This window comes from Mesorhizobium sp. C277A, assembly GCF_040324395.1.
GTDB lineage: Bacteria > Pseudomonadota > Alphaproteobacteria > Rhizobiales > Rhizobiaceae > Mesorhizobium.
This window is the reverse complement of record NZ_JAMYVW010000002.1, coordinates 5,758,548-5,776,239: the sequence shown is the minus strand read 5'-3', so window position 1 is coordinate 5,776,239 and position 17,692 is coordinate 5,758,548. Positions and strand designations below refer to the sequence as shown.

Below are 17,692 nucleotides of genomic sequence, written 5' to 3'. Positions count from 1 at the left end.
TGAGGCGCGACGACGCTTCGCATCGCGCGGGCGTCCGCGCTGCGGGAGGACGAAAGCGTCACCCGGGGATGCGACGACGCTGCGCGTCGCGCATAGATCACTGGCATAAATCCCAGCGATCAGAAAAATTGATTGGCGCAACCCCTTGTGCCACGGTTACCTTCCGCTGGTCCAGCCAAGCAAAAAAGACTGGCCATCGAGGAACACCTTCCATGCCACAGCGTAACGACACGGCCATATGGTCCGGCCTGTTCCGGATTTCGGCGGAATCGGGCCAGACCCTGCAGGCGCAGATCCGTCAGGCGATCGTCGCCGCCATTCTCGACCGGCAGATCGCCGCTTCGATGCCGCTTCCGTCCTGCCGCATCCTGGCTGAAAAACTCGGCGTCGCGCGCGGCACTGTGGTGCTGGCGTTCCAGCAATTGGTCGATCAGGGATTCCTGGTGGCGCGCGAACGGCGCGGCCATTTCGTCAATCCGGATGTGCTGGCCACCCCCGCCAAGCCGCACCAGAAGGCGCCCGACCAGCAGAACGAGATCGACTGGAAGGCACGCCGGCAGATCGCCGCCAGCGATATGCCGCCACCGGCCAAGCACGACAACTGGATCAAGTCGTCCTACCCCTTCGTCTACGGCCAGTTCGACCCGGCGCTGTTCCCGACAGCCGAATGGCGTGAGTGCAACCGCATGGCGCTGGCCGTGCTCGAAATCCGCAACTGGGCCTCCGACATGGTCGATCGCGACGATCCGCTCTTGATCGAGCAGATCCAGGCGCGGCTGTTGCCGCGGCGCGGCATCTTCGCCAATCCGGACGAGATCATCGTCACGCTCGGCGCCCAGAACGCGCTCTATATGCTGGCGACACTGCTGATGACAAAGGGCTCCAAGGTCGCGATGGAAGACCCGGGATACCCCGACGCGCGCTCGATCTTCCGCCTGGCAGGCGCCGAAATCCAGCCGGTTCCGGTCGATCAGTCCGGCATCGTCACCTCGTCCATCCCCAACGATTCCGGCTTTGTCTTCGTCACCCCCAGCCACCATTGCCCGACCATGGTGCCGCTGGCGGCAGAGCGGCGGCAGGACCTTCTGGCGCGCGCCAACCGCCACAACCAGATCATCATCGAGGACGGCTATGACAGCCAGCTTCTCGACGAGGCGCCGCAGCAGGCGCTGAAGAGCCTCGATCGCTCGGGTCGCGTCGTCTATGTCGGCTCGATGTCGAAGACGCTGGCTCCGGGTCTGCGGCTTGGCTACATCGTCGCTTCGGCTGGACTAATCTCCGAGCTTAGGGCGCTGCGCCGCTTCATGCTCAGGCACCCGCCGGCCAACAACCAGCGCGCGGTCGCGCTGTTCCTGTCGCTCGGCCATCACGAGGCGCTGGTGCGGCGGCTGTCGTCGGCCTTCGACGAGCGGCGCAAGCGTCTGGTCCATGCGATTTCCGCATTCCTGCCGGAATGGCGCTCGACCGATTCCGCCGGCGGCACATCGCTCTGGCTGGAAGGCCCGCGCGGCACCGATTCACGTGGACTGGCCGAGGCCGCGGCCTCGCGCAGCGTCATCATCGAGCCGGGCGATCGCTTCTTCGATCGCACCGAAAAGCCGTCGCGTTTCATGCGCTTGGGCATTTCCTCGATCGCGCTGCAGCACATCGAGCCGGGTATTCGCGAGCTCGCGACTGCGGCCGGACGCAGGCCCGCGGCAGCCTGATTTGCCTGTGCCGGAGCTTTGAACAGCCCCGGCCCTTGGCATGATCACCAACATTCTGCATTAGCTCTCTGGCATACTCGGCTGCGTTGACTGGCCCATAGGCTGGGCCAATGGCAACGGCATAGTCGGCTGACAGAGGGACGAAGCAAGCCGACGGTGGACCAATCACCGCGCCGTGTTTCGCAAGCTAAAGGTGGAGTGCCCCCCATGTCAGTGGCTGCTGAGCAGCAGGATGCGGCTCTTAAGGATGCGGCTCCTAAAGATACATCAGCCGACCAGCGTTCGCGACGATCCGGCGGGCGCGAAGCGCGCCGCGCCATGCGCGCCGCACCGCTTGCCGACGATATCCGGCCGGTGCGCGCCGGCCTCGAAGGCGGCAGCTACGGGCCGCTCAACCAGAACGACCAGGAGCGCATCCATGAAGCGGTGCTGACGCTGCTGGAGACCGTCGGCTTCGCCAATGCCATTCCCTCCTGCATCGAGGCGCTGACCGGGGTCGGCGCCGTCTATGGCGATGACGGCCGCATCCGTTTCCCACGTGGGCTTGTGATGGACACGATCAAGAAAGCGGCGAGGAATTTTACGCTGCACGGCCAGGACCCCAGGCATGACATGCTGATCCAGGGCAAGCGCGTGCATTACGGCACGGCGGGTGCGGCGGTGCATCTGGTCGATGTCGAAAAGCGCGAATACCGCGAGTCGCTGGTGCAGGACATTTATGATGCCGCTCGTCTCGTCGAAGGGCTCGACAACATCCATTTCTTCCAGCGGCCGATGGTGCCGCGCGACATTCCCGATCCGCTCGAAATGGATTTCAACACGCTCTACGCCTGCGTGATGGGCACGTCTAAGCATGTCGGCACCTCGTTCACGGTGCGCGAGAACGTGCAGCCGGCGCTGGAAATGCTTTATGCGATCGCCGGCGGCGAGGAGAACTTTCGCGCCCGGCCGTTCGTATCCAATTCCAACTGCTTCGTCGTGCCGCCGATGAAATTCGCTGAGGACGCCTGCGGCGTGCTCGAAGCCTGCGTCGAAGGCGGCATTCCGATCCTGCTTCTATCGGCCGGCCAGGCCGGCGCCACCGCTCCGGCGGCAATTGCCGGCGCTGTGGTGCAAGCGGTGGCCGAAGTGCTGGTCGGCCTCATATACGTCAACGCCATCAAGCCCGGGCATCCGGCGATCTTCGGCACCTGGCCGTTCGTATCCGACCTCAGGACCGGCGCCATGTCGGGCGGCTCGGCCGAGCAGGCAGTGTTGACTTCGGCCTGTGCGCAGATGGCGCAGTTCTACGATCTGCCGGGCGGTTCGGCCGCCGGCATGACGGATTCGAAACTGCCCGACATCCAGTCCGGCTATGAAAAGGGCATCACCGATGTGATGGCCGGTCTTGCCGGCCTCAACTTGGTCTATGAATCGGCGGGTATGCATGCCTCGCTGCTCGGCTTTTGCCTGGAGAGCCTGATCATCGACAATGACATGCTGGGCCACTGCCTGCGCTGCGTGCGCGGCATCGAAGTGACCGACGAAGCGCTGTCGATCGACACCATCACCGAAGTCTGCATGAATGGCCCAGGCCACTATCTCGGCAATGAGCAGACGCTGCGCCTAATGCAGACGGAGTATTTCTATCCTGCCGTCGGCGACCGCTTTTCGCCCAAGGAATGGAACGAGAAGGGCCGGCCCGACATCTTGCAGCGGGCGATCATCGAAAAGAAGCGCGTGCTGGCCGAGCGCTTCCCGCGCCATGTGCCGAAGCTGCTCGACGACAAATTGCGTGCCCGCTTCGGCGAGATGATCAAGCTGCCACGCAGCGGCATGGGCGGGTAAGCTTCACCTTACGAAGGTCAGTCCGCGCTTAGCCCAAAGCGCTCGACGACTTCGGCGCTGATCAGCTTGCCATGCAGCGCCATCAACACGATCTGGGCATCCAGGCTGTCGCCGGTTTTAAGCGCAGCCTCGATGCGGCGCTCAGCCTCCAGCCGCCGCTCCGGCCCATTGGCCTGCTCGAAGGTTTGTGGGCCCGCGATGCAAAAGCCGAACAGCAGCGCCACGGACCGGTAGGCGTCGGGCGGCGGCTCGTCCGGCCAATGATCCTTCATCAAATTGACGATGGTGAGCTTTACCCCCTCAGGGACAAGCGCCGGATGCAGATCGGCGCCGCGCAGCGCGGTGTCGAGTTCCCGCAAATCGCCGGAGCGACCGAACATGCCGAGGAAACCGATTGAAGAGCGCCGTTTAGTCACGTTGATACTTTCCGTCCGATAGCCGACCACTCATATGGGAATGTAGGATCGTTTTTCATCGCCCTTGCGGAGTCTCAGGCAAGCCAGGCGTCGAGCCCGAATTCCCGCTGCAACAGGTCTTCCGCACTTTCCAGCGCGCCCTCGATCCAGCCGTGATTGTTGGACCACGCTTCGCCACAGACATGAATGCCCGGAGCAAGCGTATGGCTCGCCAGTTTTATACCGGAGATATCTATGCCACGGTCCCAGACATGCGACGCGCCGCCATAGGCCGGCGCACCCCAATCCTGCGCAAACCCGCCGATGGGTTTCGAGATGGCGCCGTGTTTGCCATGGACTTCGACCATCTGGCCGTGAAAGGCCTCCAGCGCGGAATGTCCCTCGGCCAAAACCGCAAAACCGTGGCGCCGAGCGAGCTCAGGCAGCAGTGAGCGCCAGAATACCATGTGCCTGCCATCGCAATAGGCCATGGCGACGCTCCGCCGAATCGTCGCGTCGCGCGCGTCCGCTTTTGTGAACTGCCATATCTGGCGAGCCGGCAGATCGGTCACGCTGTGGCCGGCCGCGATGCCGTTTCGAGCCCACCATGGGCTGGCATAGCAGGCGGCCAGCGTGAGCATCGGCCAGGGTTCCGGTGCCGGCAGATCGCTGGGCTGCTCGATGCCGGACTTTTCCAGCAGGGTCCGCAGGGGGCGGACCGGTAACGCCAGCACGACCTTGCGCGCCTCGACCGTCCCGCCCTGCCCCTCGACAGACAAGACCATCCCTTGCGCCGAGCGGGCGATGGCGGTCACGGTGTGATCGAGATGGACGGCGCCGCCGCTGACAGCGATCCGCCCGGCCATTCGCTCCGCAACCGGCTGGAACCCACCATCGGGGGAACAATAGGAGCGGCCGCCGCTCAGCTCGCCGAGCGCAAGCCTGAACGTCTCGGCGGCGTTGGGTCCGCGCAGGAGCAACGAATAGCCCACCGCGTCCTCGGCAAAAGCCATTTCCTCCGGGGTCAAGACCGTCGCCAGCACATCCCAAGTCGCCCAATCCGCCAGCTTGCGGCCGCGATAAACGAAGCCTGCGGCGCCGTTCCATTCGGCGCTGCCGAAGGCCTCCGAACCCGGCAGGATCAGTGCTGCCGCCTTTCGCAGCAGGCGGGACGGGCCTTTTTCCTGCAGCCGACGCGTCACGTCATAGGCAAACAGGCGGCGCGGCGCAAAGCGCGATATAGCGGCGTAGGGCAGGCTCCTACCGCGCAGATGGAGCCGGTTGGCGCCGGTGACGACGTCCATACCCGACAGCTTTACATCCAGCGTCGCCATGAGTTTTTTGAGCAGCCGATGTTGTGGCATCAGCATCATCGCGCCGAGATCGATGCCGAAGTTCGGCTCTCCGGGAAATGAGACCGTGGAGGCCCGACCGCCGACGCGACCGGCGGATTCGAAAACTGCGATCCTTGCGGGCTTTTCACTTTGGGACAAGCGCCACGCCAGGAAGAGACCGGCCATGCCCGCGCCGACAATAGCAATGTCGACCGGGGCAATGTCGATCGGGCTAGGCGGCAAGGATACGCCCGTGGCGGAAAACCATCATCATGGACGACGCTCTGGACCCCTCTTGATTTCGTGTCAAAAAACCCGAAACTGACGAGGACTGCAATGTCATACTGACAGGTGGGATCAGTTGGCGTGCGAGCAGTGATCTAAAACGGGCAACGGGTCCTATGAAGAAACAGTATCACACACCAGTCATCCGCAAGGCAGGACGACTCTCCGGCATCACAGCCATCGCCGCTTCGTCCGGCCCGCCTCCACCCTGAGGCCGCCATCCAAACAAGCTTACGCCAAGGCTTTCATGCCGGCCCGATCAGGCCGGCATTTTCATATCAAGCGGGTGCTCAGTGGTTGTCCCTCGGCACGCCGCTGGTATGGGCGACATCCTGGTATTTCACCGCCGGCTTCAGCACCATGCCCTCCGAGAACTGGTCGACCATGGAGCGCTGGATCTCCTGCCATGGCGTCTGATGCTTGGGATAATGATAGCCGCCATCGACCTGCAGTTCGGCACGGCGGCGCGTGATTTCCTCGTCGGTGACGAGGATGTTGGCAGTGCCTTTCCGTAAATCGATGCGCACACGGTCGCCGGTCTTGAGCAGCGCCAGGCCGCCGCCAATGGCGGCTTCCGGCGAAGCGTTGAGGATAGAGGGCGAGCCCGATGTGCCCGACTGGCGGCCATCGCCGATGCAGGCCAGCGCGTGAATGCCCTTCTTGATGAGATAGGCGGGCGGCTGCATGTTGACCACCTCGGCGCCGCCGGGATAGCCGATCGGGCCGGCCCCGCGCATGAACAGGATGGTGTGCTCGTCGATGCCTTGCGCCGGATCGTCGATGCGGGCGTGGTAGTCCTCCGGACCGTCAAAGACCATGGCGTTGCCTTCGAAGGCTTCCGGGTCGTTCGGGTTGGAGAGATAGCGCTCGCGGAATTCCGGCGAGATGCCGCTCATCTTCATGATTGCGGAATCGAACAGATTGCCGCTGAGATTGATGAAGCCGGCATTGGCCTTCAGCGGCTCGGCGACGGCGCGGATGACGTCGGTGTTCTCGTTGGCGACACCCTTGCAATTGTCACCGATAGTCTTGCCATTGACGGTCATCGCTTCGGGATAAGGCAGCAGCTTGGCCTTCATCAACTCGGCCACCACAGCCGGCACGCCGCCGGCATGGTGATAGTCTTCGCCGAGATATTCGCCCGATGGCTGCAGATTAACGATGAGCGGCACATGGAGGCCGACCGTCTGCCAGTCGTCATTGGTGAGCGGCACGCCGAGATGGCGGGCAATCGCGTTGAGGTGGATCGGCGCGTTGGTCGAGCCGCCAATCGCCGAATTGACGACAATGGCGTTCTCGAACGCCTTGCGCGTCATGATGTCGGATGGCTTCAGATCCTCATGCACCATCTCGACGATGCGCTTGCCCGTCTCATAGGAGATCTGGCCGCGCTCGCGGTAGGGTGCCGGAATGGCAGCCGAGCCCGGCAATTGCATGCCGAGCGCCTCGGCCAGCGAGTTCATCGTGGTGGCGGTGCCCATGGTGTTGCAATAGCCGGTCGACGGCGCCGATGAGGCGACGATGTCCATGAACTCGTCATAGTCGATCTCGCCGGCCGAGAGGCGCTGGCGCGATTCCCAGACGATGGTGCCGGATCCCGTGCGCTTGCCTTTGTGCCAGCCATTGAGCATCGGTCCGACCGAAAGTGCTATGGCCGGAATATTGACGGTGGCCGCCGCCATCAGCAGCGCCGGCGTGGTTTTGTCGCAGCCGATGGTCAGCACGACGCCGTCGAGCGGATAGCCGTAAAGCACTTCGACCAGGCCGAGATAGGCAAGGTTGCGGTCGAGTGCCGCGGTCGGGCGCTTGCCGGTCTCCTGGATCGGATGGCACGGGAATTCGAAGGGGATGCCGCCCATCGAGACGATGCCTTCGCGCACGCGCTTGGCCAGTTCGATATGGTGGCGGTTGCACGGCGACAGATCCGAGCCGGTCTGGGCGATGCCGATCAGCGGCTTGCCCGACATCAACTCGGCCCGCGTCAGGCCGTAGTTCAGGTAGCGCTCGAGGTAGAGCGCGGTCATGCCTGGATTGTCGGGATTGTCGAACCACTCCTGCGAGCGAAATTTCTTCTTTCCGGTGGGGGCGCCTGCCATCATGGTCTCCGTATTTGTAAGACAAATCGATATGGCAACGCGCGGAAGCAGGCAAGAGGGCGCACCGTCGCAACCGGACTTTGGTGCGATAGACACAGACCAGACCGTGCGTTAGGCCTTCGAAGTCTGTCCGGGAGGTGTCGATGGCTTTGGTGATCGAAGGCGAGGAACGCATTGCCGCCCCCCTGCAGAAAGTGTGGGACGCGCTGAACGATCCGAAGGTTTTGCAGGCGACCATTCCCGGCTGCCAGCACCTGGAGATGAAATCGCCGACCGAAATGGCGGCGACGGTGGTGTTGAAGATCGGACCGATCAAGGCGACATTCAACGGCGAGGTGACGTTGAAGAACCTGAAGCCGCCGCACTCCTACACCATCCAGGGCGAGGGCAAGGGCGGTATTGCCGGCTTCGCGAAGGGTGGCGCCGACGTGACGCTGACGGCGGACGGGCCGGATGCGACGGTCCTCAAATACGCGGCCAAGGCCGAAGTCGGCGGCAAGATCGCCCAACTCGGCAGCCGGCTGATCGAATCGACTTCGAAGAAGCTGGCCTTGCAGTTCTTTTCAAGCTTTGGCGAGAAGGTGGGCTCCCCTCCCCCTTTAGGGGAGGGTGCCTCGTGAAGCGAGGCGGGTGGGGTCGCCTCAACTGCCTCAACGTGAGTTGAGCTGCCTCGACTTGTAAAGAAATAGCGTCGAGCGTGTCACCGCGGACCCCACCCGGCCCTTCGGGCCACCCTCCCCTCAAGGGGAAGGGATATCCGAGCTACTCGAACACGATGTTCGGCACCGCCGCTTCGGCCGCGCCGCGTTCTTCGTTGACCCGGTCCCAGACCTTCGAAGCAATGCCGCGATAGATCTTCGCCTCGGCGCTGTCTGGCTTCGACGCCACCACCGGAGCACCTTCATCAGAACTTTCGCGAATGCCCATTTCCAGCGGCACTTCGCCGAGGAAGGTCACGCCGAGTCGCTCGGCCTCGCGCCGCGCCCCGCCATGGCCAAAGATGTCGTAGCGCTTGCCGGTATCGGGGGCTATGAAATAGCTCATGTTCTCCACGATGCCGAGCAGCGGCACGTCGACCTTCTTGAACATATTCAATCCTTTGCGGGCGTCGATCAGCGCCAGGTCCTGCGGCGTCGAGACGATGACGGCGCCGGCCAGCGGCACCTGCTGGGCCATGGTCAGCTGGGCGTCGCCGGTGCCGGGCGGCATGTCGACGACGAGCACGTCGAGGCGGCCCCATTCGACCTCGCGCAGCATCTGCGTCAGCGCCGACATCACCATCGGACCGCGCCAGATCATCGGCGTCTCCTCGTCGACGAGGAAGCCCATCGACATCACCTTAAGGCCGTAATTCTCCATCGGTTTCAGGATCTTGCCGTCGACGGTCTGCGGCCGGCCATGGATGTTGAGCAGCCTGGGCATGGACGGGCCATAAATATCGGCATCGAGCACGCCGACACGCAAACCGTTGGCGGCGAGGCCAAGCGCGATGTTGACAGCGGTGGTCGACTTGCCGACGCCGCCCTTGCCGGACGCCACCGCGATGATCGCCTCGATGCCGGGCACGCCGCGCTTGCCCGAGCTTTGCGAGGCCGGGGCGTGCGGGGCTGGGGAGTGTGGAGCTGGGCGGGGCGCGGCGGGCGCGGTCGGTGCCGGCCTGGGCGCGGGGCGCGACGCAACCGGAGCCTCCATGCCGCCGCCCTTCTTCTCCGCCGTCAGCGCGACGACGGCGCCGGCGACACCAGGGATCGCCTTGACGACACGCTCGGCTGCAGCGCGCAGCGGCTCCATCTCCTGTGCGCGGGCGGCGGGAACGGTGATCGAGAAAAACACTTTCGAATCGGCGATGAAAATCTCCGAAACCATGCCGAGGTCGACGATGTTGCCGGTGAAGTCCGGCCCGTTGACCGTCTTTAGACGCTCGGTGACGATTTCCTTGGTGACGGACATGCATTATTCCCTAAGGCGTTTGGCTGCGGCTCAGATAGTGCAGATTGGCAGCGACTCCAAGCACCACGGTGTCCGCCTCACCTTGCCAGGCCAACCGCAAGGTAGGTGAGCGCCGAAATTGCAGCCGTGGCCGGCAAGGTGACGATCCAGGCGATGACGATGTTGCCGGCAATGCCCCAGCGCACGGCCGAGACGCGGCGGGCGGCGCCGACACCGATGATGGCCCCGGTGATCGTATGGGTGGTCGACACGGGGACGCCAAGCCAGGTGGCGGCAAACAGGGTGATGGCGCCGCCGGTCTCGGCGCAGAAGCCCTGCATCGGGTTCAACCGGGTGATCTTCGAGCCCATTGTGTGGACGATGCGCCAGCCGCCGAACAAAGTGCCGAGCGCCAGTGCTGTCTGACAGGTGAGGACGACCCACAGCGGCACGTAGAACGTCCCGCCGAGCATACCTTGCGAATAGAGCAGCACGGCGATGATGCCCATGGTTTTCTGGGCGTCGTTGCCGCCGTGCCCTAGCGAATAAAGCGAGGCCGAAAAGAACTGCATGACGCGGAAGGTGCTGTCGACGGCGAACGGTGTCTGGCGCACGAACAGCCAGGAAACGGCCAGGATCAGGACCAGCGCCAGAACAAACCCTGTCGCCGGCGACACGACGATTGCGGCGACCGTCTTGCCAAGCCCGGTCCAGACGATGGCGCCGGACCCAGCCTTTGCAACGCCGGCGCCGACGAGCCCGCCGATCAGGGCATGCGAACTGCTGGACGGGATGCCGGCAATCCAGGTGACGATGTTCCAGACGATGGCGCCGACGAGCGCCGAGAAGATCACCGCCGGCGTGACGATGCTGACGTCGACGATACCTTTTCCCACGGTTTCAGCCACGTGAAGGCCGAAGAACATGAAGGCGATGAAATTGAAGAAAGCCGCCCACAGGACCGCATATTGTGGTCTCAGCACGCGGGTGGAGACGATGGTGGCGATGGAGTTCGCCGCATCGTGCAGGCCGTTGAGAAAATCGAAAAACAGCGCGACGGCGACAAGGCCGATCAGCACGGGAAAGGCGATGGTGGCTTCCATTGCCTAAACGTTCTCGATGACGATGCCGCTGATCTCGTTGGCGACGTCCTCAAAGCGGTCGACCACCTTCTCCAGCTGGCCGTAGATCTCCGAGCCGATCAGGTAGGCCATCGGATCGCTGCGGCCATGCCGCTTGAACAGGTCCTTCAATCCCTGCTCATGCAGATCGTCGGCGCGGCTTTCGACGCGCATGACCTCTTCGGCGATGGCGTTGAGGCGTACCGTGTGCGTGCCGACCTTGCTGAGCAGCGGGATCGCTTCGGCAACCAGCCTGGAGGCGGCAACGATGACGCCGCCCATCTCCTGCATCAGCGGGTCGAATTCCTTCTTTTCGAACAGCTTCACCGTCTTGACGGTCTTGTGCATCATGTCGATGGCGTCATCCATTGACTGGATCAGGTCCTTGATGTCGCCGCGATCGAAAGGCGTGATGAAGGAACGCCGCACCGCCAGCAGGACTTCGGCCGTGATATGATCGGCCTCGTCCTCGAGATCGATGATCTTCTGGCACCAGCGATCGATGTCCTTGCCCTGCAGAAGCTGCTCCAGCGCCTCGGCGCCGCCGACCACGGTGCGGGAATGCCGTTCAAAGAGGTCGAAGAAGCGATCTTCGCGCGGCAAAAGCTTGCGGAACCAGCCCAGCATGTCCGATCTCCTCGTATTCCATCCAACCACATAGCGCCGTGTTCGGCCGGGGGAAACAGCCAGCCGGCCCAAAGATGTGGATGCATGGCCAATTGCGGGTAGAGCTTGCGGCGAAAGGCAATTTCTCCGACCTTGCGCGCAACGAATGGACGGATGGTATGATCGACAAGCTCGAATTCTTCATCACGCTGGCCAAGGAGGAGCATTTCGGCCGGGCGGCGGAAGCGTGCGGCGTCACGCAGCCGACCTTGTCGGCCGGGATCAAGCAGCTGGAGGGCCAGCTCGGCGTCATGCTGGTCAATCGCGGTTCGCGCTTTCAGGGGCTGACGCCGGAAGGCAAGCAGGTGCTGGTGTGGGCGCGTCGCATCGTCGGCGACTCCAGGACCATGCGCGAAGAGATGCGGGCGGCGCGACATGGCCTGTCCGGGCGTATCCGTATTGCCGCCATCCCAACCGCCCTCGCCATGGTGGCGCGGCTGACGACGCCATTTCGCGAGAAGCACCCGGGCGTCACCTTCTCTATCCTGTCGCGCACCTCGATCGAGGTGTTGTCGCTGCTCGGCAATTTCGACGTCGATGCCGGCATCACCTATCTCGACAACGAGCCTCTCGGACGGGTGACGAGCGTGCCGCTCTATGACGAGCGCTACCAGCTGATCACGGCGGTCGGAAATCCCTATTCGGATCGCGACAAAGTGACATGGGCCGAAATCAGCCAGCTGCCGCTCTGCTTGTTGACGCCGGACATGCAGAACCGCCGCATCATCGACCAGCATCTGGCCGAGGCCGGCGTGCAGGTGCGGCCGACACTGGAATCCAACTCGATGATCGTGCTGTTCTCCCACATACGGACAGGCAAATGGTCGTCGATCATGCCGCTCAACCTGGCGGAAACATTCGGTTTTTCCGAACCGATCCGGGCCATTCCGATCGTCGAACCGGATGCCAGCCACACTGTCGGGCTGGTCGCCGCGCCGCGCGAACCGCACACGCCGCTGGTGCAGGCGCTGCTGGACGAGGCGATGGCGCTGGCAGACGATTTCCGCGCCAATCGCTGAGCTAGTCATAACTGGTCAATCAGCGCGATAGAAATTTTCTATCGTGCAACGAAACCGCTTTATTGATTTCAGAGGTTTTCTTTGATTTCTTAAGCACTTAGCGATTAAGCGGCATAGGCATGTCGTTGTTCCAAAACTGCTTCATGCTTTTGGACGATTATATGCATCGATCGCTACGATAGGGAGGGCGCTGCGTGACGATGCAGCCTGCAAGTACCGAGATACAGTCGCGCACGGCGGCGATCATCCAGGAGTTGAAGGGCCTCGAAGGCCCCCTGCTGCCGATCCTGCACGAGATCCAGGAAGAATTTGGCCACGTGCCGCAGGACGCCGTGCCCGTCATCGCCGATGGGCTGAACCTGTCGAGGGCCGAAGTGCATGGCGTCGTGACCTTCTATCATGATTTCCGTGCCCGGCCGGCTGGCCGGCATGTGCTCAAGCTTTGCCAGGCGGAAGCCTGCCAGTCGATGGGTTCGGATGCGATCGCCGCAAAGGTCAAGCAGTTGCTCGGCATCGATTTCCATGAGACCACCCGCGACGGATCGGTTACGCTTGAGCCTGTCTATTGCCTCGGGCTGTGCGCCTGTTCACCGTCGGCGATGCTGGATGGTGAGGTGATCGGGCGGCTCGATGACGAGAAGATCGAAGAGATCGTCGCGGAGGTACGCTCATGATCCCGCGCATCTACATTCCAGGTGACTCCGGCGCGCTGGCGCTCGGCGCCGAAAAAGTCGCCAAGGCTGTTCGTGCGGAACTGGCCGAACGGGGTGTCGAGGCCAAGATCGTCCGCAACGGCTCGCGCGGCGCCTATTTCCTCGAACCGATGGTCGAGGTCGCGACCGAAAAGGGCCGCGTCGCTTACGGGCCGGTCAAGCCATCGGACGTCAAGAGCCTGTTCGACAGCGGCTTTCTCACCGGCGGGCATCACAAGCGCTGGCTGGGCGCGCCCGACAAAATCCCGTTCCTGGCCAAGCAGACGCGCCTGACCTTTGCGCGTTGCGGCATCAACGACCCGCTATCGCTCGATGCCTACAAGTCACTGGGCGGGCTCAAGGGCCTGCAGAACGCGGTGGCCATGGCGCCGCTCGACATCGTCAAACAGGTCACGGAATCGGGCTTGCGCGGCCGAGGCGGCGCCGGCTTCCCGACCGGCATCAAGTGGAAGACGGTGCTCGATACGACATCTGACCGCAAATACATCGTCTGCAATGCCGACGAGGGCGACAGCGCCACCTTTGCCGACCGCATGATTATGGAGGGCGACCCCTTCGTGCTCATCGAAGGCATGACGATTGCCGGCATCGCCACCGGCGCGACCAAGGGGTTCGTCTATATCCGCTCGGAATATCCGCATGCGGTGGCTGTCATGAACAAGGCTGTCGAGGTCGCCCGCAAGGCAGGCGTGCTCGGCGTCAGCGTGCTGGGTTCGCCCAACGCCTTCGACATGGAAATCCGCGTCGGCGCCGGCGCCTATGTCTGCGGCGAGGAAACTTCGCTGCTGAACAGCCTTGAAGGCAAGCGCGGCGTGGTGCGAGCCAAGCCACCGCTGCCGGCAATCCAGGGTCTGTTCGGCAAGCCGACGGTGATCAACAACGTCATCAGCCTGGCCTCCGTGCCCATCATCATGGACAAGGGTGCTGCCTTCTACAAGGATTTCGGCATGGGCCGCTCGCGCGGCACGATCCCGATACAGATCGCCGGCAACGTCAAGTTCGGCGGCCTGTTCGAGGCGGCGTTCGGCATGACGCTGGGCGAGATCGTCGACGATATCGGCGGCGGTACGGCCACTGGTCGCCCGGTGAAGGCGGTGCAGGTCGGCGGCCCGCTCGGCGCCTATTTCCCGCGCGGCCTGTTCGACACGCCGTTCGACTACGAAGAGTTCGCGAAGCGCGACGGACTGATCGGCCATGCCGGCATCACCGTGTTCGACGACACGGCCGACATGCTGAAGCAGGCGCGCTTTGCCATGGAGTTCTGCGCCATCGAAAGCTGCGGCAAGTGCACGCCCTGCCGCATCGGCTCGATACGCGGGGTGGAGACCATCGACCGGCTTGCCGCCGGCATCGAGCCGGAGAAGAACCTGGCACTGGTCACCGATCTCTGCAACACGATGAAGTTCGGATCGCTCTGCGCGCTGGGCGGCTTCACGCCCTATCCGGTGATGAGCTCGATCACCCATTTCCCCGAAGATTTCAAGCCCGCGCCGGCGCGCGTGGCTGCTGAATAGGAGCTGGCAGATGAATATCAAGGCCGACTTCCCGACACTCATCGAAGAACTCGATTACGGAACCCCGGAATCGAAGGCGCAAAAGCAGGTTACGCTGATCGTCGACGGCCGCAGCATCAGCGTGCCGGAGGGTACGTCGATCATGCGCGCGGCGATGGAAGGCGGGGTCGAGATCCCAAAACTCTGCGCCACGGACATGCTGGACTCGTTCGGCTCCTGCCGCGTCTGCCTGGTCGAGATCGACGGGCGCGGCGGCACGCCGGCATCCTGCACGACCCCCGTCGGCGAAGGCATGGTGGTGCGCACGCAATCCGAGCGGCTCGACGCCATCCGCCGCGGTGTCATGGAGCTTTACGTCTCCGACCACCCGACCGGCTGGAACGAGAAGGCCGGCACCGGCGCCAGCGAGTTCGACGTTGTGGCGAAATCGGTCGGCCTGACCGAGAACCGCTTCGGCATTGAGGGCCGCAACCACGTCAAGCAGGAAAACGGCGTCGCGCCCGGCCATGGCTCGCTGGCGGTCGACTACATCGCCCGCGACGAGTCCAACCCCTATTTCACCTATGATCCGGCGCAATGTATCGTCTGCTCGCGCTGCGTGCGGGCCTGCGAGGAGGTGCAGGGCACCTTCGCGCTGACGATCGAGGGCCGCGGTTTCGAATCGCGCATGGTCGCCGGCATGCACGAGGATTTCATCGCCTCCGAATGCGTGTCCTGCGGCGCCTGCGTGCAGGCCTGTCCGACCGATGCGCTGCGTGAAAAGACCGTGCTTGAGAAAGGCATGCCCGAGCGTTCCGCTGTCACCACCTGCGCCTATTGCGGCGTCGGCTGCTCGTTCAAGGCCGAAGTGAAGGACGACGAAGTCATTCGCATGATGCCCTACAAGGACGGCAAGGCGAACCACGGCCACTCCTGCGTGAAGGGCCGTTTCGCCTATGGCTATGCCACCCACAAGGACCGCATCCTGTCGCCTATGATCCGGGAAAAGGTCAGCGATCCCTGGCGCGAGGTGAGTTGGGAAGAGGCCATCGCCCATACGGCCAAGGAATTCCGCCGTATCCAGTATCAATACGGCCGCACCTCGATCGGCGGTATCACGTCCTCGCGCTGCACGAATGAAGAGACCTATCTCGTCCAGAAGCTGGTGCGCCAAGGCTTCCGCAACAACAATGTCGACACTTGCGCGCGCGTCTGCCACTCGCCGACCGGCTACGGCCTCGGCCAGACCTATGGCACCTCGGCCGGCACGCAGGATTTCGATTCCGTCGATTTCACCGATGTCGCCGTCATCATCGGCGCCAATCCGGCTTCCGCGCACCCGGTGTTCGCCTCGCGGCTGAAAAAGCGGCTGCGCCAGGGCGCCAAGCTGATCGTGCTCGATCCGCGCCGCACCGAAATGGTCAAGTCGGCGCATATCGAGGCCGACTATCACCTGCCGCTGAAGCCCGGCACCAACGTGGCGGTGCTGACGGCGCTGGCGCATGTCATCGTTACCGAAGGGCTTTTCGACGAAGCCTTCATCCGCGATCGCTGCGACTGGGCGGAGTTCCAGGATTGGGCTTCTTTCGTCGCCTTGCCGGAAAACAGCCCCGAAATCGTGGGCAAGCTGTCCGGCGTCGATCCCGAACTGATCCGAGGTGCTGCACGGCTCTATGCCAAGGGCGGCAATGGCGCGATTTATTACGGCCTCGGCGTGACCGAACACAGCCAGGGTTCGACCACGGTTATGGCTATCGCCAACCTTGCCATGGCGACCGGCAATATCGGCCGCCCGGGCGTCGGGGTGAATCCGCTGCGCGGCCAGAACAACGTGCAGGGTTCCTGCGACATGGGCTCGTTCCCGCATGAACTGCCGGGCTACCGCCACATCTCCGGCGAGGCGGTGCGCGACATCTATGAGACGTTGTGGGGGGTGAAGCTCGACGACGAACCGGGCCTGCGCATCCCCAACATGCTGGATGCCGCCGTCGACGGATCCTTCAAGGGCATCTACATCCAGGGCGAGGACATCCTGCAATCCGACCCTGATACCAAGCATGTCGCGGCCGGCCTGGCGGCGATGGAATGCGTCGTCGTGCACGACCTGTTCCTCAACGAGACAGCTAACTACGCGCATGTCTTCCTGCCGGGCTCGACCTTCCTGGAAAAGGACGGCACCTTCACCAATGCCGAGCGCCGCATCAACATGGTGCGCAAGGTGCTGGAGCCGAAGGCGCGCTATGCCGACTGGGAAGCGACACAGGAGCTTGCCCGCGCGATCGGGCTGGATTGGAACTACCAGCATCCCTCCGAAATCATGGACGAGATCGCCAAAACGACGCCAAGCTTCGCCGGCGTCTCTTTCGATCTGCTCGACCGTGTCGGATCGGTGCAATGGCCCTGCAACGAGAAGGCGCCGCTCGGCACGCCGATCATGCATATCGACGGCTTCGTGCGCGGCAAGGGCAAGTTCATCCGCACAGAATATGTGGCGACCGACGAGCGGACCGGGCCGCGTTTCCCGTTGCTGCTGACCACCGGTCGCATCCTCAGCCAGTACAATGTCGGTGCACAGACAAGGCGCACCGAAAACGTCATGTGGCACTCGGAGGACCGGCTGGAGATCCATCCGCACGATGCCGAGAACCGCGGCCTGCGCGATGGCGACTGGGTGCGGCTGACCAGCCGTTCGGGTGAGACGACGCTGCGTGCGCTGATCACCGACCGGGTGTCGCCAGGTGTGGTCTACACAACGTTCCACCATCCCGACACGCAGGCCAACGTCATCACCACCGACTTCTCGGACTGGGCGACCAACTGCCCGGAGTACAAGGTGACCGCGGTGCAGGTCGGCGCCTCCAACGGGCCTTCGGACTGGCAGCGCGATTATAACGAGCAGGCCGAGCAGAGCCGCCGCATCGCAAAGCTGGAAGCGGCGGAGTAGTCTTGCCACGGCGTTCGACAATAAGAGCTTCAATCTTGACGGTTGGTCGACCCCTACTCCGTCAGGAAGGACGCGAGCTTATGCCGCCTGGCGCCTTTCTTCTCCCTCCGGAGGGGGGAGAGGTGGCGCCGCGAAGCGGCGACGGAGTGGGGGAAGCCGGCCCC

General features: G+C 63.4%; 13 protein-coding genes. 7 read left to right on the top strand and 6 right to left on the bottom strand.

Translation table 11 applies throughout. The annotated features are described in order from the left end of the window. Positions 1-212: 212 nt before the first annotated feature. On the top strand, positions 213-1,706 hold the full coding sequence (pdxR, locus tag NKK52_RS28405) for a MocR-like pyridoxine biosynthesis transcription factor PdxR (protein WP_023682059.1): 1,494 nt from the start codon (positions 213-215) through the stop codon (positions 1,704-1,706). A 207-nt stretch (positions 1,707-1,913) separates the two neighbouring features. Continuing rightward, a complete protein-coding gene (locus NKK52_RS28400) occupies positions 1,914-3,533 on the top strand; it encodes a trimethylamine methyltransferase family protein (protein WP_023682060.1) in 1,620 nt (539 codons plus the stop codon). A 17-nt stretch (positions 3,534-3,550) separates the two neighbouring features. Here the strand turns inward: NKK52_RS28400 and NKK52_RS28395 are convergent, their stop codons facing one another. The 3 genes from NKK52_RS28395 to NKK52_RS28385 all read right to left on the bottom strand — a co-directional run bounded on the left by NKK52_RS28395 (position 3,551) and on the right by NKK52_RS28385 (position 7,643). Next, positions 3,551-3,949 carry a hypothetical protein gene (locus NKK52_RS28395; RefSeq protein WP_031198172.1) on the bottom strand — a complete coding sequence of 133 codons (399 nt, stop codon included), beginning with the start codon at positions 3,947-3,949 and terminating at the stop codon, positions 3,551-3,553. A 74-nt stretch (positions 3,950-4,023) separates the two neighbouring features. Then, entirely contained in the window at positions 4,024-5,505 is a 1,482-nt protein-coding gene (locus NKK52_RS28390; RefSeq protein ID WP_023682062.1) for a flavin monoamine oxidase family protein, read from the bottom strand. Between the two features lie 332 nt (positions 5,506-5,837). Next, positions 5,838-7,643, bottom strand: coding sequence for an IlvD/Edd family dehydratase (locus tag NKK52_RS28385; protein ID WP_023682063.1), 1,806 nt, complete (start codon positions 7,641-7,643; stop codon positions 5,838-5,840). Positions 7,644-7,786: 143 nt separating this feature from the next. On the opposite strand from NKK52_RS28385, the gene NKK52_RS28380 reads away from it, so the two are divergent. Further along, on the top strand, positions 7,787-8,263 hold the full coding sequence (locus tag NKK52_RS28380) for an SRPBCC family protein (protein ID WP_023682064.1): 477 nt from the start codon (positions 7,787-7,789) through the stop codon (positions 8,261-8,263). A gap of 142 nt (positions 8,264-8,405) precedes the next feature. Here the strand turns inward: NKK52_RS28380 and NKK52_RS28375 are convergent, their stop codons facing one another. The 3 genes from NKK52_RS28375 to NKK52_RS28365 form a co-directional block, all read right to left on the bottom strand. Then, positions 8,406-9,593, bottom strand: coding sequence for an Mrp/NBP35 family ATP-binding protein (locus NKK52_RS28375; RefSeq protein ID WP_352630353.1), 1,188 nt, complete (start codon positions 9,591-9,593; stop codon positions 8,406-8,408). A 77-nt stretch (positions 9,594-9,670) separates the two neighbouring features. After that, positions 9,671-10,675, bottom strand: coding sequence for an inorganic phosphate transporter (locus tag NKK52_RS28370; RefSeq protein WP_023685089.1), 1,005 nt, complete (start codon positions 10,673-10,675; stop codon positions 9,671-9,673). A gap of 3 nt (positions 10,676-10,678) precedes the next feature. Continuing rightward, positions 10,679-11,320, bottom strand: coding sequence for a DUF47 domain-containing protein (locus NKK52_RS28365; protein WP_023673429.1), 642 nt, complete (start codon positions 11,318-11,320; stop codon positions 10,679-10,681). A gap of 158 nt (positions 11,321-11,478) precedes the next feature. Between NKK52_RS28365 and NKK52_RS28360 the strand changes: the two genes are divergently transcribed. The 4 genes from NKK52_RS28360 (at position 11,479) to fdhF (ending at position 17,528) form a co-directional block, all read left to right on the top strand. Further along, positions 11,479-12,378 carry a LysR family transcriptional regulator gene (locus tag NKK52_RS28360; RefSeq protein ID WP_031204308.1) on the top strand — a complete coding sequence of 300 codons (900 nt, stop codon included), beginning with the start codon at positions 11,479-11,481 and terminating at the stop codon, positions 12,376-12,378. 194 nt (positions 12,379-12,572) lie between these two features. Next, entirely contained in the window at positions 12,573-13,052 is a 480-nt protein-coding gene (locus NKK52_RS28355) for a formate dehydrogenase subunit gamma (RefSeq protein WP_023738147.1), read from the top strand. Further along, complete coding sequence (locus tag NKK52_RS28350; protein WP_023673426.1) at positions 13,049-14,605, top strand: formate dehydrogenase beta subunit; 1,557 nt, start codon at positions 13,049-13,051, stop codon at positions 14,603-14,605. Before NKK52_RS28355 ends, NKK52_RS28350 begins: the two co-directional genes overlap by 4 nt. Before the next feature lie 10 nt (positions 14,606-14,615). Then, positions 14,616-17,528: a formate dehydrogenase subunit alpha gene (gene fdhF, locus NKK52_RS28345; RefSeq protein ID WP_023673425.1), complete on the top strand. Its 2,913-nt coding sequence runs from the start codon at positions 14,616-14,618 to the stop codon at positions 17,526-17,528. Positions 17,529-17,692 lie beyond the last annotated feature (164 nt).

What these genes read in the sequence shown, in the direction of transcription:
- pdxR (WP_023682059.1), top strand. Translation starts at nt 213, where the DNA reads ATGCCACAGCGTAACGACACGGCCATATGGTCCGGCCTGTTCCGGATT.
- NKK52_RS28400 (WP_023682060.1), top strand. Translation starts at nt 1,914, where the DNA reads ATGTCAGTGGCTGCTGAGCAGCAGGATGCGGCTCTTAAGGATGCGGCT.
- NKK52_RS28385 (WP_023682063.1), bottom strand. Translation starts at nt 7,643, where the DNA reads ATGGCAGGCGCCCCCACCGGAAAGAAGAAATTTCGCTCGCAGGAGTGG.
- NKK52_RS28380 (WP_023682064.1), top strand. Translation starts at nt 7,787, where the DNA reads ATGGCTTTGGTGATCGAAGGCGAGGAACGCATTGCCGCCCCCCTGCAG.
- NKK52_RS28375 (WP_352630353.1), bottom strand. Translation starts at nt 9,593, where the DNA reads ATGTCCGTCACCAAGGAAATCGTCACCGAGCGTCTAAAGACGGTCAAC.
- NKK52_RS28370 (WP_023685089.1), bottom strand. Translation starts at nt 10,675, where the DNA reads ATGGAAGCCACCATCGCCTTTCCCGTGCTGATCGGCCTTGTCGCCGTC.
- NKK52_RS28365 (WP_023673429.1), bottom strand. Translation starts at nt 11,320, where the DNA reads ATGCTGGGCTGGTTCCGCAAGCTTTTGCCGCGCGAAGATCGCTTCTTC.
- NKK52_RS28360 (WP_031204308.1), top strand. Translation starts at nt 11,479, where the DNA reads ATGATCGACAAGCTCGAATTCTTCATCACGCTGGCCAAGGAGGAGCAT.
- NKK52_RS28350 (WP_023673426.1), top strand. Translation starts at nt 13,049, where the DNA reads ATGATCCCGCGCATCTACATTCCAGGTGACTCCGGCGCGCTGGCGCTC.
- fdhF (WP_023673425.1), top strand. Translation starts at nt 14,616, where the DNA reads ATGAATATCAAGGCCGACTTCCCGACACTCATCGAAGAACTCGATTAC.